Raw genomic sequence first — 25428 nt, forward strand, 5'->3', positions numbered from 1 at the left:
AGTTCTTTAACCTGCTGTCCTTTCTATATCAAGTACACTTTCAATTGTTTTGATTTTATCAACTAAACGATTTAATTCTTCTTTACCACGAATCATAAAACTTAAATCCATCGTTACGATCCCTTGTTTGCTCGTTCTGGAATGTATGGAAGTAATATCGATTTTTTTTTCTGTAAAAGTCTTGGTAATGTCAACAAGCAATCCGGTCCTATTATTTCCATATATTTTAATCTCTGCCGCGTACAACTCATTTTGGCTTTCGCCTTCTTCCTGCCATTCTGCTTCAATCAGTCGAGCTCTTTCTATATCCGGCATATTTAAAACATTGATACAATCTGTTCTGTGAATGGAAATGCCCCTGCCTCTTGTCACAAATCCTACAATTTCATCCCCAGGTAATGGACCACAACATTTTGAAAATCGCACTGCAACATCATGAATTCCTTTTACAATAATTCCATTCTTTGATTTTGCAACCTGAACTTTTTCTTTCCCTTGTGCGACACTATTCAGTACATCTTGATCTGTAATTTCTTTCTTATGATCTTTAATGTACTCTTCCTGCATTTTATTAATTACTTGACCTTCTTTAATTCCGCCATGACCAATAGCCGCTAATACGGACTCCCAATCTCTGAAGCCATATTTTCTCATGACCGCTTCCTGATATTTTTGTTTTAAGATATCACTGAGAATAATGCTTTTATTTTTACAATAATGGGAAATCATATCCTTCCCTTTGATAATATTATCTTCCTTCAACTCCTGCTTGAACCATTGATTGATCTTGCTTTTGGCCTGTGTACTTTTTACAATGTTCAACCAATCCCTGCTAGGTCCTTTGGAATTTTGTGATGTTAGTATCTCAATGCGGTCTCCATTTTGAATGACATAATCAATTGTAACCAATTTACCATTTACTCTTGCGCCTATCATTTTGTTCCCAACAGCACTATGAATACTATAAGCAAAATCTATAGGGGTCGAGCCATTCGGCAGGTTTTTCACATCTCCGGTGGGCGTAAAACAATATACATTTTCAGAGAACAAATCAAGGTCGCTTTTTAATAGACTCATGAATTCTTTATTATCTGACATGTCTCTCTGCCATTCCAAAATTTGACGAAGCCAGCTTAATTTTTCTTCTTCCTTATTATCTGTATTTTTCCCATCCGATGCTTCTTTATATTTCCAATGAGCTGCAATACCATATTCAGCTGTACGATGCATCTCGAATGTTCTGATTTGAATTTCAAATGGCTGGCCATTTGGTCCTATTAAAGTCGTATGCAGTGATTGATACATATTTTGTTTTGGCATTGCAATATAATCTTTGAATCTGCCTGGAATAGGTTTATACATTTCATGAATAATTCCCAAAGCAGCATAACAATCCTTAACGGTTTCTACAACAATACGAACTGCAAATAGATCATAAATTTGATCGATTGTTTTATCCTGATTTTTCATTTTTTTATAAATACTAAAAAAATGTTTGATACGTCCGTCTACATGGGCATCAATTCCACCATTTTTTATATGATTCTTAACTTCTTCACATATTTGTTTTACAAATTCTTCCCGGACACTTTTGCGAACCGCAATTTTTTCAACTAAGTCATAATAAATATCCGGTTCCAAATACTTCAGTGATAAATCATCCAACTCTACTTTTATCTTAGATATACCCAGCCTCTGAGCTATAGGTGCATAAATATCCATCGTTTCTCTGGCTTTATCTTTCTGCTTATCCGGTCTCATATATTTCAATGTACGCATATTATGAAGTCTGTCTGCTAATTTAATCATAATAACACGAATATCTTTCGCCATTGCCAAAAACATTTTCCGTAAATTTTCTGCCTGTACTTCTACTTTATCTGCATCATAAGATAATTGACCTAATTTCGTAACACCATCTACCAACAATGCAACCTCAAGACCGAATTCTTTTGTTAGTTCTTCTTCACTCATCACCGTATCTTCTACAACATCATGCAAAATACCAGCTACAATCGTTTCTTTATCTAATTCTAAATCTGCTAATATTATTGCCACGCAAAGAGGATGAATGATATAAGGTTCACCAGACTTTCTTACTTGTCCTTCATGTGCAGCATCTGCAACTTTAAATGCCTTATCTATAATCGATAAATCTGCAGAAGGATGGTATTTTTGCACACTATCAATTAATTCATGATATAACAATTCTTTGCTGGTGAAATCATCCATTACTTTAATACTTCTATCTTGTAATCTTATATTTTTTTTTGCTGATTTTTGTTGTTCCATAGTACCACCGTCTTTACGTACTTTTTCTATTTTTGATTCTTTATCCGTTTTCTTTATTTATCTTCATAACTAATTGCTGCTTGAATATCATAACCTTTTAATTTTTCTCTTCCATTTAAACCTTTCAGTTCCATTAAGAAAATTATTTTCACAACTTCCCCGCCTAATTCTTCAATTAAATCTACAATAGCCCTAATTGTTCCACCAGTAGCTATTAAATCATCTACAACTACAACTTTCTGACCTTTTTTAATTGAATCTTTGTGCAATTCAATTGCTGCAGTTCCATATTCTAAATCATACTCTTTTGATACGATTTCTCTTGGAAGCTTTCCTTTTTTACGTGCCGAAATAAAAGGTTTCTTTAAATTATATGCAAGTGGTACTCCAAAAATAAATCCTCTGGATTCTGCACCTACTATTGCATCAAATTCTGTATCTGCAATAAAATCCTGCATTGAATCAACTGCTAATTGTAATCCTTCTGCATTTTCTAAAATTGTTGTAATATCTCTAAATATAATCCCTTCTTCTGGAAAATCAGGAATACTTGTAACATAGTCTTCTAATTTCATCCATTTCTCTCCAATCGTAAACTTTTCCATATATTTTCTAAGTATATCACTATTTTATTTGATTTACAATATGACGCTTTTTGAAAATAGGTGATTTTTTAAGATTAGGATGATAAAAGATCATTTTATGTATAAGATAGATGTTTTTGAACCAGATATTTTAAACAAAAAAAGAGAAGCCTCCATCGAAAGGCTTCTTCTTTTTTTTTACAAAATATTCCATAGCGACTATGAAAAGATTTCATAAAAACGGTGGGTAATTATTTTCCCCTTTTACATTTCCCCTTGCATATTTAAAGTAACACTTACTACTATATTATGCAATAAAAATGATGCGAAATGCAATATTTTGATGTGAAATGCATATTTTTGTTATTTTATAGGACTAAAACTTAAAGAAAGAACGCTTTCTTTTTCAGAAAAGTATGATACTTTTCTAATAGCTCGCTTTTTCGTAATCGACTTATTTTAATTTCTTCACCTGTATCCAAAATTACATTTTGCTTAATGTTCTTTATGTACTCCATATTAATGAAATATGATTTATGTGCTCTTAACATATTCATGCCCGTCAATTGTTTTTCCCATTGACTCAATGTCTTTCTAACAATTAAACTTTCATTTTTTGTTACAATACGAGTATAGGAACCTTCACCTTTTATATAAATCAAATCACTGGATTTCACTACACAGACTCCTTGATCCGTATCAATTTCAATCAAAAATTCTTCATTCTTTAACTCAGCAACTTTTTTCAAAATCCTGCGTAATTGTTCATACTCAATTGGTTTGCGGATAAATCCTACTGTTTTACAGCTAAAAGAATTCCAAACTGCTTCCTGATGACTTGATACAAATACAATATAATCGTAACTTTGCTCTTGTTCAATTTCTCTCATTACTTGAATTCCGTTTTTACCAGGTAATTCTATATCTAAAATTAGTACATCAATTTGTTCATGATAATTAAGCACGTCTTCTCCAGAAGACATTTCTATAATTTCCCCAGTTATATGTGTCTCATTTTGAAATTTAAAACACATTTGTATAATCTTTTTCCGAATTACTTCATCATCATCACAAACTACAATATTCATTTCCCTCACCTCTTCCATACATGACAATAGGAAGTAACATCCTCTCTATTGTTTGAGTTTTAGGATATATTGTTGTAAACGTTCCTCTCCAAATGAGACTTCTTCTTTCCAACAAAACCCTAATTTCTCTGCTAGCTTAATGGATGCAATGTTATTTTTTTGTATAAAACAATGAATCGTATCAAAACCAAACTTATCTTTCGCATATCTTATTATTTCATTACATACTTCAAACCCATACCCCTGTCTTTGATAAGGAACTGCTATTAAATAACCTAACTCTAATTCTATAAATCCTTTAAGCTCCCGGTTACTTATACCAGCTCTTCCAATTAGTTGTCCGGTGTCTTTATGTATGACAGCCCACATGCCATATTCATAAAATTCATATACACGTTCAATATAAGCTTTTTGATACTCAATTTCATCTTGTTTATTAGGAAACAACGGCTCCATAAATTCCGTAATGGAAGGTTCTGCATAAATTTCATATAAGGCATCAATATCTTCCACTGTTAATTCTCTTATGATACAACGCTCTGTTTCTGTAATCTTCCAGGGAATTTTATGTGCCCTTTGATAAACTCGATTAATATAAATACTGTCTATCTCATCAAAACCCTCTGTTAGGACTTGTGATTCAGAAAATCCTGCATGACGTTTATCAATATACCCGATAGATGGTATATTGGCCATTTTTGCTGCTCTGACATCTTCTTCTCTGGCTACAATAGCCAGATAATCATCAGCACTTGTATTCGTCTCATCTATAATTGACAAAAAGATATTCTGTCTATTTAAAACTTCCAATAAATGTACGGAATGTCCGTCTTTAGCTTCTTTTTTGGAATACACTTCATCTGTAAATTTATCAAGCTTTAGCTCTTTCAACACTTCAAAAGCTTTATCTTTTTCTCTTTCGGTTATTACTACAATTTTTTTATTGTCGGATACCAAACTGTTAATCATTGCATAAATGCCCTCTCTTAGCTGATCATCATTTGCTCTTCCTTGAGTTATAATATCTTCTAAATGAATAATAACATTTTTTAGCATATTTCTCTCCTATCTACTAATTTTTAATAACCGATAATTTTTCTAAATCTTGCTTCCATAAAGTAACGCATCCATCACTTGGCATACGTAAATCTCCTCTAGGTGAAACTGCAACAGTACCAACTTTAGGTCCATCCGGTAAACAGGATCGTTTGAATTGTTGGGAAAAGAAGCGTTGGTAAAAAATCTTTAACCATTTCAAGATAATTTCCTCTGTATATAAATCTTTAAATGCTAATTTTGCAATCCGGTATATTTTGCTTGGTTCATATCCAAACCGCATAACATAATACAAATAAAAATCATGTAGCTCATATGGACCTACAATATCTTCCGTTTTTTGCGATATTTCCCCATCTTTAGGTGGAAGCAGCTCGGGACTTACCGGAGTATTGAGAACATCTATAAGTATGTTTGTCAATTTCTCATCCTGACATACATCTGCAAAATATTGAACCAAATGTCTTACTAATGTTTTGGGTACCGATGAATTAACACCATACATTGACATATGATCCCCGTTATATGTCGCCCATCCTAACGCGAGTTCCGACATATCACCTGTACCGATTACCATCCCCCCAGTCTTATTGGCAATGTTCATTAATATCTGCGTTCTTTCTCTAGCCTGCGCATTTTCATAAGTTACGTCGTGAATATTACTATCATGCCCAATATCTCTGAAGTGTAACTTAACAGCTTCCATTATATTTATTTCTTTAAAATCAGCACCTAATTGTCTGATTAAATTCACAGCATTATTATAGGTCCTGTCAGTTGTTCCAAAACAAGGCATTGTAACTGCTATAATACCTTTATGGGAAAGTCCAAGTAAATCGAATGCTCTAACTGTAACCAATAAAGCCAACGTAGAATCTAATCCACCGGAAATCCCAATTACTGCTTTCTTACAATTTGTATGTTCTAGCCTTTTTTTCAGTCCCATTGACTGTATCGACAATATTTCTTCACATCTTCTGTCCCTATCACTTTTTTGTGCCGGAACAAATGGTGTGGAATTGAAAAAACGATTTAGCTTTGTCTCTTCTACTTTTAATGAAAATGGTACCAACGTGTAACAATTTTCATCTAAAGCTTTAAATGTTGTTATTCGTATTCTTTCTGATTGCATACGTTTTAAATCAATATCGGCAACGATCATTTCATTTTCAAATCGTTTTGATTCTACTAATACAGTTCCATTTTCAGCAATTATATTATGTCCTGCAAAAACAAGATCTGTACTGGATTCCCCTTCTCCTGCATCTGCATAAACATAACCACATAACAGTCTGGCTGATTGTCCTGATACTAAATTTTGTCTATAAAAATCCTTCCCCGTTATTTCATCACTGGCAGACAAATTTACGATTAGTGAAGCACCTGCCATGGTATGACGGATGCTTGGAGGATTTACAGTCCATAAATCTTCACATATCTCTACTCCGATTTTTAGAAATGGTAATTCAGCACATTGAAATAAAATATCTGTACCAAATGGAATCCTTTCTTTATCCATCTCATAACATCCCAAATCTTCCTGACCGGGCGTAAAATGTCTAGATTCATAAAACTCTGAATAATTTGGTATATTAGACTTAGGTACCAAACCTAATATTTCTCCTTTGCTGACTACTGCAGCTACATTATATAGTTTTTGCCGAAATACAATTGGTAATCCTACAAAACAAATATAATCTTCATCCTTTGTATGATTTTTAATATCACTTAATGCGTTCAATGCACCATCCAACAAAACCTCTTGTAAAAACAAATCACCGCAAGTATAACCTGTAATACACAATTCCGGGCATACAATAACTTTAGCACCGGCTTTTTGTGCCAAATCTAATTCTTTACAAATAGCTTTTGTATTATATTGAGTATCTGCAACTTTTATTTTGGGTGTTACAGCTGCTACTTTAACAAATCCTTGTCTCATTTTAAAAGCTCCTTTAACTCATCTATTTCAAAAACATAATTCGTATTACAAAAATGACACTTCACTTCAATTGGCTTTCCTTCATCGATTATATTTTGAGTTTCTTCTTTCCCGATACTTATAATAGCTTTCGAAATGCGGTCTTTACTGCAATTACAATAAAACCGGGTCGGAATATTATCCATTATTTCTACACCCAAATCGCCTGCTATTTTTTCAACTAATTGCTCCGGTGTATAACCTTGCTCTAAAAGTGTTGTAACTGAGGTTATATTTTTTAACGATTCTTCAAGATATTCAACAACACTTTCTTCTGCAAAAGGCATTAACTGTAATATAAAACCTCCGGCTTGTTTCACGGTATTATCTTTTTCCATTAAGACTCCTAATCCAACAGAAGAAGGAATCTGTTCAGAATTTGCGAAATAAAATGTAAGATCTTCTGCAATTTCACTGGTCTGTAATACAGTCTGTCCCACATATGGTTCTTTCATTCCCATATCTTTTATAACATTTAAAATTCCTTCACCTACTGCACCTGCAACATCTAATTTTCCATTATTATTCGCCGGTATTAGAACATTAGGTTCATTAACGTAACCTTTTACATTTCCTTTAGAATCTGCTGTTACAGTGATACCTTCTATTGGTCCTGAACCTTTTATCTGAAGGGTCAAAATATCTTTATCTCCCTTCATCATAGTTCCCATAATTGCTCCAGCTGTCAAAAGCCTTCCTAATGCAGCAGTTGCTACCGGACTTGTATTATGTGCTATTCTTGCTTTTTCCACCGTTTCTTTCGTAGTCGCAGCAAATATACGGATCTGATTATTTGCTGCCGTTGCTCTGACAATATAATCTGACATTTTATTTCTCCTTTATTTCTTTACCCTTTTCTTTTGCAATAAAATAAACTCTCTCACTTTTCTCGTTAGGAGTTTCTTTCGTAAATGCATCATAAACTGTAATAAATTCCAGACCTGATTCTTCAATCAGCTTAATTACTCTTTCTATTTCATACGCCTTTTGATAATGCGTTTCTTCATATTTCCGAAACAATTCTCCTTCTTTAATAAACAAAGTCAAATCATATTCATTGATATTCTCCTGACTATCATAATAATTTTCCCAAATAAAACTGCCTTCCGGACGATTTTCTGCAATTGTCGTCTCGCCTAATAAAACCTCATATTTATATAATGTGTTCATATCAAAAATAAAAATTCCTTCGGGATCTAAATAATTGTTTACAAGATAAAATACTTGGAGCAGTTCTTCTTCATCAAGGATATAATTCATTGAATCACAAATACTTACGACAGCCTTAACTGTTCCATATAATTCAAAATTTCTCATATCCTGCAGCAAATATAAGATCCCTTCCATACCTTCGCTATATTCCCGGGCAACAGTGAGCATTTCTTCTGCATTATCAATCCCTATCATATCGTAGCCATTTTCATAAAGAATCCTTGTAATTTTTCCGGTTCCACAACCCAATTCAAGAATCAATCCATTGTCTACACCATGTTCTTTTAAGAGACGAATTAAATACTGACACCATTTTTCATAAGGAATATTATCCATAAATATATCATATACCTGCGCAAAACTTGTGTATGCTTCCATCTGTTATCTCCTATTATTTTATCCTTACAACAATTATACTAACAACTTTTTTATTGAAAAGCAAGCTTGATATTTTTCATATATAGAGTAACAAAAAGGATGCATTTTTTTATTTTGCATCCAAATTTTCTTTTATAAAGCGCTAAAAGCTTACTTGCCTATATAATGTTTTAAAAAATCCAATAAGGCATCCATTTCCTCATCCGTACCGATGGTTATCCGTAAATAATTATGAATTTTAGGTTTATCAAAGTACCGGACATAGATATTATTCTCTTTTAATGCCAAAAAAATATCCTTGGCATTATATTTTTCATGTGTAGCAAAAACAAAATTTGTTTTGGAATCCGGAAAGGTAAATCCTAATTGGAGTAATTCATTTTTCACTCTTTCTCTTGTACTTATAATTTTTTCATTTACTGATTTAAAATAGACTTCATCTCGAATGGCTTCAACTCCAATTTCTAATGAAAATCGATTTAATGTATAGGAATTGAATGAATATTTAACATCATTTAAATACTTAATCAAAGTCGGACTTCCCATTGCAAATCCAATTCTCACTCCTGCCATTGAACGTGATTTTGAAAAAGTCTGAACTACAAGCAAATTTTCATATTTATCAAGCAAAGAAAGTGCTGATTCGCCACCAAAATCAATATAAGCTTCATCTACAATCACGATAACATCCTGATTATATTTGATGATTTTTTCAATTGTTTCTAACCTCTCACACAAACCTGTCGGGGCATTAGGATTAGGAAAAATGATTCCTCCATTTTCTCTCTTGTAATCATCAATAACGAAAGAAAAATCATCTGCTAACGAACATCTTACATATGGTATATTAAATAATTCTGCCCATACATCATAAAAGGAATACGTGATTTCAGGAAACAAAATAGGTTTTTTAGATTGAAAAAATGTCATAAATGCCATTGCCAAAACATCATCCGAGCCAACTCCTACAAAAACCTGTTCCGGCTTAAGCTTATAATAATTCGCAATTTCCTTCACTAACATACCTGCACAAGGATCTGGATATAACCTTAATGTATCCTCCTTGAATTCGTCCATAATTTTTCTCACACCGGGAGCTGGAGGATATGGATTTTCATTTGTATTAAGCTTTATCATATTTTCTTTATCCGGCTGTTCGCCTGGTACATATGGTACTACTTTACGTATATTAGATTCCCAAATTCTCATAGGTCAACTTCCTTTTCATCTTTACTGAATTATTTATATGCTTGTGCTAATTTTTTAAATCCAGGCAAGGAATTCATTATCGTTTCATAAGACACACAATAAGCCATCCTGACATAACCCGGACAATCAAACGAACTGCCCGGCACTATCAAAATATTATACTTTTTGGCAGCCTGACAAAATTCTTTTTCATCTTCAATGGGCGACTTCATAAAAAGGTAAAATGCTCCCTGAGGCCTTACACACTCAAAACCATATTCCGTCAGCGCTCCATAAAGCGTTTTTCTATTCCTGTCATAATATTCCAAATCTATTTCTACATCTACACATTTAGCTATCACTTTTTGTAATAAAGATGGTGCATTTACAAATCCCAGTATACGGTTTGCAACATTTGCACCAGAAACTATGGAATCAAAATCAGCAGCTTCATTGGGAATGACCAAATAACCGATTCTTTCACCAGGCAAAGACAGTGATTTACTAAATGAATATCCAACTATCGTATTACTATAATATTTTGTCAGATATGGAACTATGACTCCATCATAAACTAATTCCCGATATGGTTCATCCGAAACAATATAAATTTCGTTTTTGAATTCTCTTTGTTTTTGTTCTAAAATAGCGGCAAGTTCTTTGATCGTATCTTCTGTATAAACTACACCTGTTGGATTATTGGGTGTATTTACCAATACAATTTTCGTCTTTTTAGTAATCGCTTTTTTCATCGCTTCCAAGTTTGGCTGAAAGCTTGGGATATCCGGCGGAATCACAACGAAACGAGCATTAAAATTGGAGGCATAATTTTTATACTCTCCAAAATAAGGAGCAAATACAACTATTTCATCATCCGGATTAAGAAGAGTCTTAAAAATAACATTCAACCCTCCGGCAGCACCTACTGTCATAATGATATTATTCTGATTAAAATGAGTACCTTGTTTTCTATTAATAGAAGCTGCAACAGATTCTCTAACATTTTCATAGCCCGAATTATTCATATATCCATGATAAGATGTTGATTCTTCATGTTCAATAATGGTCTTAATTGCTTGATTCACTTCTTTCGGAGCTGCAACATTGGGATTACCTAAACTAAAATCAAATACGTTTTCTGCCCCATACTGAGCAGCTAAACGGTTGCCCTCTTCAAACATTTCTCTAATAGCCGAACTTTTACTTACTAAATTTATCATAGCCTCTGAAATCATTCTCTCACCTACATTTTTTTATTAAAATTATACTATTAATTTCCAAAAGTATTATCCTTATCATAACAAAACACTTTAGCGAAGTCAACTACTAAAGTTTTTAGGTTTACAAATAAAAGGACCTACATTTTCTCTGCAGGTCCTTTTTTCATTATACCATATAACTTCTTACTAATTTTAATAAATCTTCATATCCGCTGATAAATCCGTTAATTGTTTTTCTAAACGCACCAAAATTTACGAATTCTTCAACCGGTAAAGCCTTTTCATCAAAAGCTTTGATAAATTCAGGAAGTTTTTTTAATGTATTCATGAATTCTTCTGGAATAGGATTGTCGATTCTACTTACTACTTCAACATCACAAGCATTGATTTTTTTATGCCATCCGAAAGGAATAGTCATTGATATATCACCACCAATGAACTCTGACCAATGGTACACATTTCTATAAGCTGCTGTTAATAATCTTGTTCTATAACCTCTTTCGTTAAAGATTCTATAAGCTTCTTTCATAACAGCTACACCAGCCCATTCAAGAGCATCCGGATGATCTACTGCGATACCTTTCACTGATTCTTTCACCCAGTCATCTGTTCTACCAATCATAATCGTACAGATAGGTGTCATGTCTTCTGTTGAAAGTCCTTCTGCTTCTCTACGTTTTAATCCTCTTTCTACAGCTTCAGCAACTGCAACTGCCTGAGCAACTGTAAAAGACACAGTAGCATTAATGTTCACACCTTGGTATGTAACCTCTTCAAACGCTTTGATTCCAGCTTCAGAAGTTGGCATTTTAATTTGAATGTTATCACCCAATGAACTTAAATATACTGCTTGTTCTACCATCTTTTCAGGACTTCTATAAAACTTCGCATTTGTTTGTGCTGAAAGTCTACCTTTTTTACCATTCGTTGCTTCAAAAACCGGAAGTAATTTTTTTGCTCTTTCTCTCGTACATTCATGTACCACTTCCCATGCAATTTCTTCTTCAGTAGCTGTTGGCATTTCAGCAATGTAATGTTTAATACGTCCTTCCCAAATAGGAAGTTCATCTTTAATTACCTGACCAATGATTACAGGATTACTTGTTGCTCCCACAATTCCTCTTTCCAAACCATAATCAAGCTCTGCTTCACCACATGAATCCATCCAAATATCTGTGTTTGGAAATTTAACAACAGTTTCATGCAATTTTCCTAAATATTCACCCATTCCTAATTCCTCCATTTATACTATTTTTTGATCGTAAAGTATAATTTAATATTATACACTTTTTGATTACTTGTCAAGACGGTTTTTTGCACTTTATGCACAAAATCAAGCACACTTGCTCAATAATTATCCATTTACCATTTTACTTCTTACTATATAGACTTAAAATGTATATAATTTAATCATTCCTTTAACAATCTTCTCCAACTTAATCTTTATTTATACTTAAAATTATCACTTTTCGATTTTTTATTATACTTTTTAAAAGCACTTCCTTTTTCTTTTGATACTTTAAGCCATTTTGCATAAGATTTATACTCTTTTCCCTTAAAATAAAAAATAGCTTTTTTCTTTCCTCCCGCACTATAGTATCGATTCTTTTTAAAGGTAATATTTCTGGTATATTTTGAAGAAAACGGCATGTATACGATAGTTGCATTACTTTTTGTATTAGAAAATACATTTCCTTTTATATAAACATCTTCAGCTTTAGAAATTGTAAGATTCTCACCTCTCTTTCCATTATTAATACAAATATTATCCTTCAGTAGAACTTTATAAACATTACCAAGATTGGTCGCATAACCACCAACAGTTAATCCATTTTCTTTATTATTTACTAAATAGTTGTTTTGTACTTTAATATTTCTAACAGCATACTTCTTTTTTGACGCCACTTGTTCGGCTCCTACTTCTATTCCTCCACCACAAGCCCTTACTGTATTATTTTCTAAAACTATATTTTGTCCTCCATCTACATATAATCCATATGATGTTGCATATTTTGATACACAGTTGACCACATTATTGTCACTTGCAACACAATAGCGTGGAAAATCAACAGATGCTTTTGAACAATACCCATAATTCCCTGAAAAATCAATCCCTATATTGCCAGTATTTTTAATTGTATTTTTAATTACATTTACGTACTTATTATTTCCTGTAATAGAAATGCATTCTGCCCATCCCGTTTTACAATTATAAATAGTATTAGCAAAAATAAAGATATTATGAATCGCTTTCTTCTCATTCTCCCCCCACAAGATTATTCCATTGGCACATGCATCTTTTTTATCAGCGGATACCTTAACATTATGAATTCTGTTTTTGGTCAAAAAAATATGATGTGATCCATTTTCTAAACGAATACCAGCTACATCTAGGCCTTTTATATTTCTAATCTCAAGTCCATGTATTCTTAAATAAGATGAATTATTTAAATTTACCATTATTGTTCCATTGCCTTTTCCTGTCCCATCTAAAATCACTTTCTCTCCAGGATAATTTCTAATGGTAATATAAGCATTTTTCTTACCGTTTAGAAGCAAATTAAGGGGTTCCTTATAAGTTCCTTTTCGAATTACCAAAGTATCTCCCGGTCTTAATTTTGAAATTGCTCTTTTAAAAGATTTATAAGGTTTTCTCTTCGTTCCCTTATTAGAATCTGAGCCATTTTTCGATACATATACCACAGATTTTTTTGGAACTGACTCATTCACATTTCCCATTACAGCTATCATCTTCTTTTTAAAATCTTTGTCCCCATATAAATGGCCAAAAGATGCTTCTGCATTCACTATATTAATTTGTGATAAACTTATAAATACTATCATTAATGTTGTAAAAAAAAACTTTATCCATTTTATATTTTTACAATACATATACTTTAACCTCCCAATTCAGCTTAATTAATTCTAGTAAATTGTAAATTATATAAGTTTTTGTATACTCCATCTATTTTTATCAAATCTTCATGAGTCCCTTCTTCTTCTATCCCATTTTCTGTTAAGACTAGAATTCTTTGAGCATTTCTGATCGTAGATAATCGATGGGCGATTACAAAAGTTGTTCGATTCTTAGCCAATAATTCTAAGGATTCCTGAACCACTTTCTCACTCTCATTATCTAAAGCTGATGTTGCTTCGTCAAAAATTAGAATCGATGGATTTTTCAAAAATACTCTTGCAATTGAAAGCCGCTGTTTCTGACCTCCTGAAAGTTTCACCCCTCTTTGCCCGATATCTGTATCATATCCATTTGGTAATCCCATTATGAAATCATGAGCGTTGGCACATTTTGCTGCTTCTATAGCGTCTTCATCGCTAGCACCTGGACGCCCATATTTTATATTATCCATAACACTGCCTGTAAATAGATAAACATCTTGCTGTACAATTCCTATTGCACTTCTTAAGCTATTTAATGTTATTTTCCTAATATCAATTCCATCAACTTTAATAACTCCTGATGTCACATCATAGAACCGTGGAATCAAACTGCACAGGGTAGTTTTACCAGTTCCTGACGAACCTACCAAAGCAACATAACTTCCCGCTTTCACCTCTAAGTTGACATGACTTAAAACTTTTTGAGTATTCTCCTCATATCGAAAAGAAACATCTTCAAAAGAAATATCACCGGTTACTTGTTTTATATCTTTTGCATCAGCTGCATCTTGTATTTCCGGTACAATATCTAAGATCTCTAAAAAGCGTTCATACCCGGAAAAACCATTTTGAAATGACTCCGTCAAAGTAATCAATTTTTTAATTGGTTCTGTAAAATTGTTAATATATAATAAAAATGTGATTAAATCGACTACCTGAATTACGTTCTGTGTAATAAATAACGTTCCTGCTATCAATACAACAATCGTAATCATAGTCGTAAATGCTTCCATACCAGAAAAATATCCACCCATATATTGATAACTATTTCGTTTTGCACTAAGAAATCCGTCATTACCAATTTTGAATTTTTCATTTTCAATATTTTCATTCGCAAATGATTTTACCACCCTGATACCTGAAAGATTATCTTCTATTTGAGCGTTAATATCAGCAATTTTAACACGATTCCTTTTAAATGCCTTTTTCATCTTTCTGTTAAATAAAATTGCATAGATTAAAATGATTGGAATCAAAGCTAACCCTATAAATGCAAGTCTCCAATTAATTAAAAATAAAATACTAAATGATCCTATCAGCTTTATAAAAGAAATTACAGCATCTTCAGGACCATGATGAAGCAATTCACTGATATCAAATAAATCATTTGTAATACGGGACATAAGTTGTCCAACTTTTTGATTATCATAAAATGAAAATGAAAGCTTTTGATAATGTTGAAAAATTTCACTTCTCATATCATACTCAATCTTGGCTCCCATCATATGTCCAAAATACGAAATATAAAAATTACAAAATGCTCCTGCCAATACTAATACAATCATCAATATCCCTAACTTCAAAATGCCTTCAAAAGCCTCTTCTGGTGATAGATGTATAATATTATTTGTAATATAACGGACAATCAGAGGAATTCCTAATGAAATTCCCGCCCCTATAATAGCAAACAGTGTATCCGATATAAATAATCCTTTATATGGTTTGTAATATGAAATAAGTTTTTTCCATTTTTGTCTCATGATTTCCTCCACATTTTATCTTTTTTTACATTTTTCTATAATACTATAGCATAAAAACTTCTGTGTAACATCTCTCTTTTCCCATTTTATGAACAGACTTGAATCACTTTTCTTGAATCACTTTACTTTTTTTTATGGAAATGTTAGAATCTATTTAGTTATTTACAAATAGATTTTTATTCTCTATTGTAAATAAAAGTTGGTTTATAGGAGGAGAGTCCTTTTGAAAAAAATTGCAATTATCACAGATAGTAATAGTGGTATAACACAATCTCAAGCTCAAGAATTAGGCATTTATGTTCTACCAATGCCTTTTATGATTAATAATAAAACCTACTTTGAGGACATTGATTTATCTCAAGAAGAGTTTTATTCCAGGCTGGAAGATGGGAATGATATCTCAACTTCACAACCTTCACCAGATTCTGTAATGAATCTGTGGGATAAGCTGCTAAATGAATATGATGAAATTGTACATATTCCTATGTCAAGCGGATTAAGTGGCTCTTGTTCCACTGCATTAGCACTCGCTAATGATTATAACGGCAGGATTCAAGTAGTAAACAACCAAAGAATCTCCGTTACGCAGCGCCAATCTGTACTAGATGCATTACAACTTGCAGAATCAGGCAGATCAGCACTTGAAATACGTGAATTTTTAGAGCAGATTAAATTAGATTCAAGTATCTATGTTATGGTAGATACTTTAAAGTATCTAAAAAAAGGAGGGCGTATCACACCTGCCGCTGCTGCTCTTGGTACTTTATTAAAAATAAAACCAGTCCTTCAGATCCAAGGCGAAAAACTAGACGCTTTTGCGAAAGCCCGGACCATTAAACAGGCCAAAACAATTATGTTAGATGCCATTAAAAATGATATGGCCGTACGGTTTAACGATGATGGAACACAAAATAAAGTTTGGTTGCAGATCGCCCATTCTAACAACGAGGAAGCCGCTGCCAAGTTTAAGGAAGAACTACAAGCTATATATCCAAACTATTCAATTCATATGGATCCACTATCACTCAGTATTTCTTGTCATGTCGGACCTGGAACACTTGCGGTCGCTTGTTCAAAAAAAATTACTTTATAACCATTATTACCGATAACATTTAAATACCTTGTTATCGGTCATTTTATTAGGAGGTATAAAAATGACACCAAAACAAACTTACTATGAAACCTTAAGCAAAACTATAATTAAAAATCTAGAAAAACGTAACATGGAAGGTTTTTATTGTCCGGATTCTGAATCTGCGGTAAAAAAAGCTATGTCACTTATGCCGGAACACTCTGTAATTTCCTGGGGCGGTTCTATGTCTCTTGTAGAAACCGGGCTCATTGATACATTAAAAAACTCTAATCATACCCTTATTGACCGCTTAACCGCAAAAACTCCGGAAGAAAAAAAAGCACTATATGGAAAAATAGTCTGCTCTGATTATTACTTCATGAGTACAAATGCGATTACATTAGAGGGTGAATTAGTCAATATTGATGGCTTTGGAAATCGTGTAGCCTGTCTTATCGCAGGTCCTGAAAACGTGATAATTATTGCAGGTATGAATAAAATTACTACCGATGTAGAGGAAGGTATTAATAGAACCAGAAATATTGCCGCTCCTCCAAACTGTGTCCGTCTTGATAAAAAAACCCCTTGTGCTTCTACCGGACGTTGCGGAGACTGTTATTCACCTGATAGTATTTGCAGTCAAATCGTAATTACAAGACGTTCAGGTATTCAAGGACGTATCAAAGTGATTCTCGTTGGAGAAGAATTAGGATATTAATATATAACACAAAACCAGTTCCGTAGGCTTTTTTAGTTTCGGAACTGGTTTTTTTTATTACTTATTGATCTGTACTATAATTTGGAGCTTCTTTTGTAATTTGTATATCATGAGGATGACTTTCTTTTAAAGAAGCAGCACTTATTTTAACAAATTTTGCATTACATTTCATTTCTTCAATGGTTTTCGTTCCACAATATCCCATACCCGAACGAAGACCTCCTATTAACTGAAATACTGTGTCTTCTACAGTACCCTTATAAGCTACACGACCTTCTACACCTTCAGGAACTAATTTTTTTGCATCATTTTGGAAGTAACGGTCTTTGCTACCATTTTCCATAGCTGCAATAGATCCCATTCCACGATATACTTTATACTTTCTACCTTGGAATAATTCAAAGGTTCCGGGACTTTCATCACAACCTGCAAAAATACTACCCATCATACATACACTGGCACCTGCAGCAATGGCTTTGGTCATGTCTCCCGAATATTTGATACCACCATCCGCAATTACTGGTATTCCATATTCTTTGGCAATCTCATAGCTATTCATGATAGCAGTAATCTGAGGAACACCAATGCCTGCTACTACACGTGTCGTACATATAGAACCCGGTCCAATACCAACTTTGACCGCATCTGCACCTGCCTCAATTAATGCTCTTGTACCTTCACCAGTTGCAATATTACCTGCGACTATTTGTAATTCCGGATATTTACTCTTTATCATTTTTATTGTATTAATAATATTGGCGGAATGACCATGGGCTGAATCTATAACAATAACATCTACCTGCACTTTCACCAATGCATCAACACGATCCATAATGTTATTTGTAATACCTACTCCGGCTCCACAAAGAAGTCTTCCATGATCATCTTTGGCAGATAATGGATATTTAATCTGTTTTTCAATATCTTTTATTGTAATAAGACCTTTTAGGTGAAAATTATCATCTACGATAGGAAGTTTTTCTTTTCTTGCCTTTGCTAAAATTTCTTTTGCTTCTTCTAAAGTTATTCCCTCTTTGGCAGTGATGAGACCTTCAGAAGTCATGGACTCTTTTATTTTTTTAGAAAAGTCTGTCTCAAATTTTAAATCACGATTTGTTATAATACCAACTAATTTTTTTCCTTCTGTAATAGGTACACCGGAAATCCTAAATTTTGCCATTAAATTATCTGCATCCTGTAATGTGTGCTCAGGTGATAAATAGAAAGGATCCGTAATAACACCGTTTTCCGATCGTTTCACCTTGTCTACTTCATCTGCCTGCGCTTCGATTGACATATTCTTATGAATAATACCTATTCCACCTTGTCTAGCCATTGCTATCGCCATTCTATGCTCAGTAACGGTATCCATACTTGCACTCATCATAGGAATGTTAAGTCTAATTTTTTTTGTCAAATTTGTTGCTAGGTCAACCTGGTTTCCAATTACTTCTGAATACGCCGGAACCAAAAGCACATCATCAAAAGTAATTCCTTCACCTATAATTGTTCCCATCGTTCATCCTCCGTTTCTTCTATTTAAATACGTTTTAATAAATCAGATTATTGTTCACAAGTTTAACAAAATTTTAACAGCATGTCAATAAAGATTTTTAACAATAATTTTACTTTTTTCGCACTCTCATTGGTGCAAAATTTTACTTAATACAATTTTTAATATTGTAACCAAAAAACTGCCGCGGGAAACTCCCTACGACAGTTTTCATTTATTCTATGAAATTACATCATACCCATTCCTGGAGCACCAGCTGGCATTGCCGGAGCATCTTCTTTAATATTTGCAACTACAGATTCTGTTGTTAAGAATGTTGCTGCTACACTAGTTGCATTTTGCAATGCACTTCTAGTAACTTTTACAGGATCAAGAATACCTGCTTTTACCATATCAACATATTCTTCTTTATACGCATCAAATCCAAATCCTGGTTCTAATTCTTTTACTTTATTAATAATTACTGAACCTTCAAGACCAGCATTTCCAGCAATGTAGAACAATGGAGACTCTAATGCTTTTAATACTACTTTCGCTCCTGTCTTTTCATCTCCTTCTAATGTATCTGACAATTTTGCAACTTCTTTTGCCGCATGAATATATGCAGATCCTCCACCTGCTATAATACCTTCTTCTACAGCTGCCTTTGTTGCAGCAAGAGCATCTTCAAGACGTAATTTGCTTTCTTTCATTTCTGTCTCTGTAGCAGCACCAACACGGATAACAGCTACTCCACCAGATAATTTAGCTAATCTTTCTTGTAATTTTTCTCTATCAAAATCTGAAGTAGTTTCTTCAATTTGTCCTTTTATTTGCTTAATCCTTGCATCAATTGCTGATTTTTCTCCTTCACCATCTACAATTACTGTGAATTCTTTCGCAATTTTTACTGATTTAGCACGACCTAATTGTTCTAAAGTTGTTTCTTTCAAGTCTAATCCTAATTCATCAGAAATTACCTGGCCACCTGTTAAGATAGCAATATCTTCTAACATTGCTTTTCTTCTGTCACCATACCCAGGAGCTTTCACTCCTACTACATTAAATGTTCCACGTAATTTATTTACGATCAATGTTGTTAAAGCTTCACCTTCAATATCTTCTGCAATAATTAATAATTTAGAACCGGATTGTACGATTTGTTCTAATAGAGGTAGTAATTCTTGAATATTACTGATCTTCTTATCTGTAATCAAAATATATGGATCTTCTAAAAGTGCTTCCATTTTATCCATATCTGTTGCCATATAAGCTGAGATATATCCTCTATCAAACTGCATACCTTCAACTAAATCCAATTCCGTCAACATTGTTTTGGATTCTTCGATTGTGATAACACCATCTCTTGAAACTTTTTCCATTGCATCTGCAACTAATTCTCCAACTTCATCATCACCGGCAGAAATTGCTGCAACACGTGCAATATGTTCTTTTCCGTTCAATGTACTTCCCATTTTTAGAACGGATTCAACTGCAACTTCTGTTGCTTTTTTCATTCCTTTTCTAAGTACAATTGGATTTGCACCTGCAGCAAGATTCTTCATGCCTTCATTGATCATTGCCTGCGCTAATACAGTTGCTGTTGTTGTACCATCTCCTGCTACATCATTCGTCTTCGTAGCAACTTCTTTTACCAATTGAGCTCCCATATTTTCAAAAGCATCTTCTAATTCAATTTCTTTTGCTATTGTAACACCATCATTTGTAATCAGTGGAGCTCCAAATGATTTATCTAATACTACATTTCTTCCTTTTGGTCCTAATGTAACTTTAACTGTATCTGCTAATTGATTTACACCTGTTTCTAACGCAGCTCTAGCTTCTGCACCATATTTAAGTTGTTTTGCCATTATAATCTTCCTCCTATATAATTAATTCTTTCATTTTAGTTTTTATAAATTAATATTTCTGGAAATATAACATGAAATTATTGAATAACTGCTAAGATATCATTCTGTTTCACAATAATGAACTCATCATCCTCAATTTTAACATCAGTTCCAGCATACTTAGAATAAATGACCTGATCTCCAACTTTAACTTCCATTTTGATTTCTTTTCCATCTACAACTCCTCCAGGACCAACTGCTACAACTTCAGCCTGTTGAGGTTTTTCCTTGGTCTGTCCTGGTAGGACAATCCCAGATTTCGTTGTTTCTTCTGCTATCAATTGTTTTAATACAACTCTGTCTCCTAATGGTACTAATTTCATTATTATTCCTCCTTATTACTTTCTTTTTTCGATTTTCTTATTTATTAGCACTCTTTTAAAGCGAGTGCTAACCGGTAATCATATATTAGTTAATTTGTTTCTTTATTGCAACTACTTCAATTACCTCATTTTTATTTATTTACTCTATAATACTCTCTTTTTTTAATATTTTACTCTCTTTTTCTCACTTTATCACAATTTACTTGATTTAATATTTTTTTTATAATTTTTAAAACCGCAGTCAAATCCGGTATGATAAGATTTATTTCCAATTCTTTCGAGTAACGTATTTAATAAATAAGAATTATCAGATTCCTTACTTGAAAAAAAATATTCTTCTAAAGGTTTCATTAATTTCTCATAAAAATTTTTACTTTTATTCCATAGCTCAATAACAGATTCATCCGAGACCAGACTATCGTCCCATGGGTGCTGCCACTTATTCTTTTGCAGATTCAATACATCATTCTGATTTAGTTTTGAATCATCCACTTTATCATTCATAATGTGTGCAGAAATTGTTTCATAGCCATAAAATTTTTTCTCTATTTTTCCGACCAAAGGCTTCTTCCAACAGTTCTTGTCTTGTATGACTCTTAAAGCCCAACCAAACATATAAACAGCACTCAGAGCTGTCAGGTAGTGAATTTTTTTATTAGAATATGTCTGTATTAACGTTTTATATAAGAGATCTCCAACAACTTTCTTTTCATATAAGTTCATCTTTATTACTTTTACTTGAGAAAAAGCGGATGGCTTATTTCCAGTTAATCTTTTCAAAATCTCTATATCCATTTGAGTTTCAAACGCTATATGCCTTCCTAAATAACCCTTCTCATTTCCATGATAGCCTGTTCTTGCATATACATACGGATGACAATACTGATCCAATGAATAATGTGCTAAAAAACCACATAAATAGGCAATAGCTGTTTCTTTTTTTTCACCGGACATGATATCAATATTACGAATGAAATTCAAAAAAAATCTTCCACTTTCTTCTTTGTGCATAATAGAGCCTGGATTTTGTTCATACAAAAATTTTGAGGGGAAATGATAAAAAAACAAATCGGGGCCTTGAGTTCCTAATGCAAATACCCCTTTATGCTTTTCAATATCTTTTTCCAAATACTGTGCTTGAAATTCTTTCACACATTTGATACCATATAAATAGTGCATGATAAATCCAGGCATAAATTATCTCCTTACTTCTTTTTTTCTTTTATTTCTTCGTTCTTCTGTATCATTCCTTTTTTTGAATACTTTTTAATAAGAATTATAATTACAACAGTTATAATTGCTAATATTACAAAATATGGTATATTTACAATAAACCATATAAATAAACTTTTTATTCCAATCGCAATTTTATCTGTGTTGTTAACAAAACCTATCTTTATTTCTTCAAAAAATGTCTGCTTGTTGACTGGTGTTTCTTTTTCTACTTCTGTTACTTTAATGGTAACTGTACTGTAATTTATTTGGTTATCATAAGTGCGCATTTGTGACTCATAGGATTCTATCTGATATCTAACCTCTGATAATCTGTTTTCAATTGCAATGATGTCTTCTAATTTCTCAGCCTTTTTAAGAATCTCTAATAATCGTTCCTGCTCAACTACTAAAGCTTTTTTGTGACTTTCCATATCTACATATTGAAGTGTAACATCTTCTACATTTATGTTTTTATCCGTCAAATTACCAGTATCTGAGACTTTATTGATAAAATCTGATAACTTTTCAACTGGAATTCTGGCTACAATAGTCGCATAACGATTATCTACTGATTTTTTTCCATTTTCCTGCATATCCAAAGACTGTGTATAACCACCTAGAGTATTAATTTCTTTTTCTAAATTATTTATAAAATCGTCAAACTCTTTCGTTTCAACACTCAAATCAGCGTTTTTTATTAATTTTCTTTTCGTATCTTGAGTTTTCACTCCTTCCTTCGTTGATCCAGACTTATCATTTGTTGATGCTTGTTCTTTCGCTATATCTGCTGTAGATGCTGTAGAGCCTCCTTGTTCAAACCCAGCTTCTTCAGCTTGTGTCGCCTTGTCTGTAATTGGTTCCTCTGATTTACTATTTGTACCTGAACACCCTGCTAATAGTATACTCAAAATTCCAACTATTATTAGTAACTTTTTCCTTAATTTCCATTTCATATCAATTACCTCCTTTTTAAAATAATACTACATTCTACATTTACTTAAAAGAATAATTTGACTTAGCACAAAAAGGTTGCCGCAATTTTTGCGACAACCCCATTAATTAAATTTAATATTTCTAATATTGACGACCTTCTGATAATTTTTGATCAAGATCTTTTCTTGCAGCTTTCACTTGTTCGCGTTTCGCAATTTCTGGAACTCCAGTTCTCCACCAAGCCTGATATCCTTCAGACATAGTTTTTGGAAGAACTTTTATATCAATTAGTGTAGAAACTTTTGATTTTTTAGATGCTTCGATTGCAGCTTCTAATTCTTCCATTGTTTTAACTCTCCAAACATCACAACCATATGCAGAAGCGATACCGGCAAAGTCAATTGTAAACGCTTTTCCTTTATGCATTCCATCATGTGGAGCACCTTCGGCACGCATGTTCATTTCTGTAAAACGGGTCAAATTACCTTGTAATACTTCAACATTATTAATACATCCATAAGCAGCATTATCAAATAGTACTACGTTTATCTTCATACCTTCTTGAATAGATGTGATCAACTCTGAATGTAACATATTGAATGAACCGTCACCAACCATAGCATATACTTCTTTATCAGGGCAGGCATATTTAATTCCTAAAGCACCTGATACTTCATATCCCATACAAGAATAACCATATTCCATATGATAAGTATTTCTCACAGATGGTCTCCACATTCTCTGCATATCTCCCGGAAGAGATCCTGCTGCTGATATTACAATACTGTCATCTGCAATTAGACGATTGACAGCACCCAAAACAGTAGTCTGCGCTAAACAAGATTCATTAGCTTCTATAAAGTGCTCAATACACTCGCGGTTTTCATCATTTACTTCAGGTTCAAAGTCTTTCCCTGTATATTCAATATTATCAAGACGATCAAGTTCTTTAACCCAAGCATCTTTTGCATCTTTGATTTCTGATGTATATTCGTTTTTGTAACCTCTCTTACGTAGTTCTGCCGCAATTGCTTCTAAAGCAACTTTTGCGTCTGCGATTACTGGAACTGCATCCATTTTGAAAGCTTGAAATTCTGAAACATTAATATTAACGAATTTTTGAGCTTTTGTATATAACCATTTTGAAGCAGTTGTGAAATCTGTATAACGTGTACCTACACCAATTACCAAATCAGCTTTATGAGCTAATTCGTTCGCTGCACCGGTTCCTGTAATACCAATACCACCCATATTTAATTCGTCTGTCCATTCAATCGCTGATTTACCCGCTTGCGTTTCTCCAAATGGGATATTAAATTCATGAGCAAATTTCAAGAATACATCTGCTGCTTCTGAGTAACGGACACCTCCACCACAGATCATTATAGGTTTTTTACCTTCCATAATCGCATCACAAGCTTCTTGCACTGAATAATCTGCTACCGGACGACGTTCAATTCTCCACACTCTCTTTTGGAAGAAATATTCCGGATAATCGTAAGCTTCCCCTTGTACATCTTGAGGCATACAAATACAAACAGCACCTGTATCAGCCGGATCCGTCAATACACGCATTGCTGAAATCATCGCAGTCATTAACTGTTCCGGACGTTGAATTCTATCCCAATAACGGCATACTGCACGAAATGCATCATTTGTTGAAATAGATAAGTCATATGGTTGTTCCATTTGCTGAAGAACAGGGTCTGGCTGACGTGAAACATAGATATCACCAGGAATATATAAAACTGGAATATTATTTGCTGTTGCAGTAGCGGCAGATGTAATCATATTACATGCTCCAGGTCCTACTGAGGAAGAAACAGCAAGAATTTGTTTTCTATGTTTTTGTTTCGCAAATGCCATGGCAACATGTGCCTGCCCTTGTTCATTCTTCCCCTGAAATAATTCGATATCTTTAATTTCTTCATCGATACCATTATCAAGTCCGATAACATTTCCATGTCCCGGCAATAAAAACATACCCTTTACAAATTTAGTCTCTTCACCATCGAAATTTACATATTGATTCTCAAGAAAACGAATCAATGCCTGACTAGCTGTTAAACGTACTGTACTCATCTAGAAACCCTCCTAAAGTAATATAA

20 protein-coding genes are annotated in these 25428 nt (G+C 33.2%); 2 read left to right on the forward strand and 18 right to left on the reverse strand.

What is annotated here, in order from left to right:
- Positions 1-6: 6 nt before the first annotated feature.
- From DWV06_RS06535 to DWV06_RS06590, 12 genes are all read right to left on the reverse strand, one after another.
- Positions 7-2292 carry a RelA/SpoT family protein gene (locus DWV06_RS06535; RefSeq protein ID WP_115481379.1) on the reverse strand — a complete coding sequence of 762 codons (2286 nt, stop codon included), beginning with the start codon at positions 2290-2292 and terminating at the stop codon, positions 7-9.
- 53 nt (positions 2293-2345) lie between these two features.
- Complete coding sequence (locus tag DWV06_RS06540) at positions 2346-2867, reverse strand: adenine phosphoribosyltransferase (protein WP_115481380.1); 522 nt, start codon at positions 2865-2867, stop codon at positions 2346-2348.
- 392 nt (positions 2868-3259) lie between these two features.
- A complete protein-coding gene (locus DWV06_RS06545) occupies positions 3260-3964 on the reverse strand; it encodes a LytR/AlgR family response regulator transcription factor (RefSeq protein WP_162300592.1) in 705 nt (234 codons plus the stop codon).
- Positions 3965-4009: 45 nt separating this feature from the next.
- Positions 4010-5020, reverse strand: coding sequence for a GNAT family N-acetyltransferase (locus tag DWV06_RS06550; RefSeq protein ID WP_115481382.1), 1011 nt, complete (start codon positions 5018-5020; stop codon positions 4010-4012).
- Between the two features lie 16 nt (positions 5021-5036).
- The gene (locus tag DWV06_RS06555) at positions 5037-6962 is read right to left on the reverse strand and encodes an NAD(+) synthase (RefSeq protein WP_115481383.1); all 1926 of its coding nucleotides are present in this window, start codon (positions 6960-6962) and stop codon (positions 5037-5039) included.
- Positions 6959-7828, reverse strand: a complete 870-nt coding sequence (gene hslO, locus DWV06_RS06560; protein WP_115481384.1) for an Hsp33 family molecular chaperone HslO — start codon at positions 7826-7828, stop codon at positions 6959-6961. The genes DWV06_RS06555 and hslO overlap by 4 nt, the downstream gene beginning before the upstream one ends.
- Before the next feature lies 1 nt (position 7829).
- Positions 7830-8591 (reverse strand): class I SAM-dependent DNA methyltransferase, encoded by a 762-nt coding sequence (locus DWV06_RS06565; protein WP_115481385.1) that lies wholly within the window; start codon positions 8589-8591, stop codon positions 7830-7832.
- A 150-nt stretch (positions 8592-8741) separates the two neighbouring features.
- Positions 8742-9800, reverse strand: coding sequence for a histidinol-phosphate transaminase (hisC, locus tag DWV06_RS06570; RefSeq protein ID WP_115481386.1), 1059 nt, complete (start codon positions 9798-9800; stop codon positions 8742-8744).
- A gap of 29 nt (positions 9801-9829) precedes the next feature.
- Positions 9830-11014: a pyridoxal phosphate-dependent aminotransferase gene (locus tag DWV06_RS06575; RefSeq protein ID WP_115481387.1), complete on the reverse strand. Its 1185-nt coding sequence runs from the start codon at positions 11012-11014 to the stop codon at positions 9830-9832.
- A 151-nt stretch (positions 11015-11165) separates the two neighbouring features.
- Positions 11166-12227 carry a transaldolase family protein gene (locus tag DWV06_RS06580; protein WP_115481388.1) on the reverse strand — a complete coding sequence of 354 codons (1062 nt, stop codon included), beginning with the start codon at positions 12225-12227 and terminating at the stop codon, positions 11166-11168.
- 215 nt (positions 12228-12442) lie between these two features.
- Positions 12443-13891: a right-handed parallel beta-helix repeat-containing protein gene (locus tag DWV06_RS06585; protein ID WP_115481389.1), complete on the reverse strand. Its 1449-nt coding sequence runs from the start codon at positions 13889-13891 to the stop codon at positions 12443-12445.
- A 23-nt stretch (positions 13892-13914) separates the two neighbouring features.
- Positions 13915-15657 (reverse strand): ABC transporter ATP-binding protein, encoded by a 1743-nt coding sequence (locus DWV06_RS06590; RefSeq protein ID WP_115481390.1) that lies wholly within the window; start codon positions 15655-15657, stop codon positions 13915-13917.
- 223 nt (positions 15658-15880) lie between these two features.
- On the opposite strand from DWV06_RS06590, the gene DWV06_RS06595 reads away from it, so the two are divergent.
- Together DWV06_RS06595 and DWV06_RS06600 are read left to right on the forward strand one after the other, a co-directional pair.
- Positions 15881-16750, forward strand: coding sequence for a DegV family protein (locus tag DWV06_RS06595; protein WP_115481391.1), 870 nt, complete (start codon positions 15881-15883; stop codon positions 16748-16750).
- Between the two features lie 61 nt (positions 16751-16811).
- A complete protein-coding gene (locus DWV06_RS06600; RefSeq protein ID WP_115481392.1) occupies positions 16812-17447 on the forward strand; it encodes a lactate utilization protein in 636 nt (211 codons plus the stop codon).
- A gap of 61 nt (positions 17448-17508) precedes the next feature.
- Here the strand turns inward: DWV06_RS06600 and guaB are convergent, their stop codons facing one another.
- The 6 genes from guaB to iolD form a co-directional block, all read right to left on the reverse strand.
- Complete coding sequence (guaB, locus tag DWV06_RS06605) at positions 17509-18963, reverse strand: IMP dehydrogenase (RefSeq protein WP_115481393.1); 1455 nt, start codon at positions 18961-18963, stop codon at positions 17509-17511.
- Positions 18964-19187: 224 nt separating this feature from the next.
- Positions 19188-20810, reverse strand: a complete 1623-nt coding sequence (gene groL / locus DWV06_RS06610; protein ID WP_115481394.1) for a chaperonin GroEL — start codon at positions 20808-20810, stop codon at positions 19188-19190.
- A 77-nt stretch (positions 20811-20887) separates the two neighbouring features.
- Positions 20888-21172: a co-chaperone GroES gene (locus tag DWV06_RS06615; RefSeq protein ID WP_115481395.1), complete on the reverse strand. Its 285-nt coding sequence runs from the start codon at positions 21170-21172 to the stop codon at positions 20888-20890.
- A 192-nt stretch (positions 21173-21364) separates the two neighbouring features.
- The gene (locus tag DWV06_RS06620; RefSeq protein ID WP_115481396.1) at positions 21365-22366 is read right to left on the reverse strand and encodes a zinc dependent phospholipase C family protein; all 1002 of its coding nucleotides are present in this window, start codon (positions 22364-22366) and stop codon (positions 21365-21367) included.
- An 11-nt stretch (positions 22367-22377) separates the two neighbouring features.
- Positions 22378-23340: a DUF4349 domain-containing protein gene (locus DWV06_RS06625; protein WP_115481397.1), complete on the reverse strand. Its 963-nt coding sequence runs from the start codon at positions 23338-23340 to the stop codon at positions 22378-22380.
- A 121-nt stretch (positions 23341-23461) separates the two neighbouring features.
- The gene (gene iolD / locus DWV06_RS06630) at positions 23462-25402 is read right to left on the reverse strand and encodes a 3D-(3,5/4)-trihydroxycyclohexane-1,2-dione acylhydrolase (decyclizing) (protein WP_115481398.1); all 1941 of its coding nucleotides are present in this window, start codon (positions 25400-25402) and stop codon (positions 23462-23464) included.
- Positions 25403-25428: the final 26 nt, after the last annotated feature.

The sequence above is a fragment of the Anaerosacchariphilus polymeriproducens genome (assembly GCF_003363435.1).
Taxonomy (GTDB): domain Bacteria; phylum Bacillota; class Clostridia; order Lachnospirales; family Lachnospiraceae; genus Anaerosacchariphilus; species Anaerosacchariphilus polymeriproducens.

Coding starts and splice junctions, on each gene's coding strand:
- DWV06_RS06545 (WP_162300592.1), bottom strand. CDS start 3,964: ATGAATATTGTAGTTTGTGATGATGATGAAGTAATTCGGAAAAAGATT.
- DWV06_RS06555 (WP_115481383.1), bottom strand. CDS start 6,962: ATGAGACAAGGATTTGTTAAAGTAGCAGCTGTAACACCCAAAATAAAA.
- DWV06_RS06535 (WP_115481379.1), bottom strand. CDS start 2,292: ATGGAACAACAAAAATCAGCAAAAAAAAATATAAGATTACAAGATAGA.
- DWV06_RS06590 (WP_115481390.1), bottom strand. CDS start 15,657: ATGAGACAAAAATGGAAAAAACTTATTTCATATTACAAACCATATAAA.
- DWV06_RS06620 (WP_115481396.1), bottom strand. CDS start 22,366: ATGCCTGGATTTATCATGCACTATTTATATGGTATCAAATGTGTGAAA.
- groL (WP_115481394.1), bottom strand. CDS start 20,810: ATGGCAAAACAACTTAAATATGGTGCAGAAGCTAGAGCTGCGTTAGAA.
- guaB (WP_115481393.1), bottom strand. CDS start 18,963: ATGGGAACAATTATAGGTGAAGGAATTACTTTTGATGATGTGCTTTTG.
- DWV06_RS06550 (WP_115481382.1), bottom strand. CDS start 5,020: ATGCTAAAAAATGTTATTATTCATTTAGAAGATATTATAACTCAAGGA.
- DWV06_RS06600 (WP_115481392.1), top strand. CDS start 16,812: ATGACACCAAAACAAACTTACTATGAAACCTTAAGCAAAACTATAATT.
- DWV06_RS06625 (WP_115481397.1), bottom strand. CDS start 23,340: ATGAAATGGAAATTAAGGAAAAAGTTACTAATAATAGTTGGAATTTTG.
- iolD (WP_115481398.1), bottom strand. CDS start 25,402: ATGAGTACAGTACGTTTAACAGCTAGTCAGGCATTGATTCGTTTTCTT.
- DWV06_RS06575 (WP_115481387.1), bottom strand. CDS start 11,014: ATGATTTCAGAGGCTATGATAAATTTAGTAAGTAAAAGTTCGGCTATT.
- DWV06_RS06585 (WP_115481389.1), bottom strand. CDS start 13,891: ATGTATTGTAAAAATATAAAATGGATAAAGTTTTTTTTTACAACATTA.
- hslO (WP_115481384.1), bottom strand. CDS start 7,828: ATGTCAGATTATATTGTCAGAGCAACGGCAGCAAATAATCAGATCCGT.
- DWV06_RS06540 (WP_115481380.1), bottom strand. CDS start 2,867: ATGAAATTAGAAGACTATGTTACAAGTATTCCTGATTTTCCAGAAGAA.
- DWV06_RS06580 (WP_115481388.1), bottom strand. CDS start 12,227: ATGGGTGAATATTTAGGAAAATTGCATGAAACTGTTGTTAAATTTCCA.
- DWV06_RS06565 (WP_115481385.1), bottom strand. CDS start 8,591: ATGGAAGCATACACAAGTTTTGCGCAGGTATATGATATATTTATGGAT.
- hisC (WP_115481386.1), bottom strand. CDS start 9,800: ATGAGAATTTGGGAATCTAATATACGTAAAGTAGTACCATATGTACCA.
- DWV06_RS06615 (WP_115481395.1), bottom strand. CDS start 21,172: ATGAAATTAGTACCATTAGGAGACAGAGTTGTATTAAAACAATTGATA.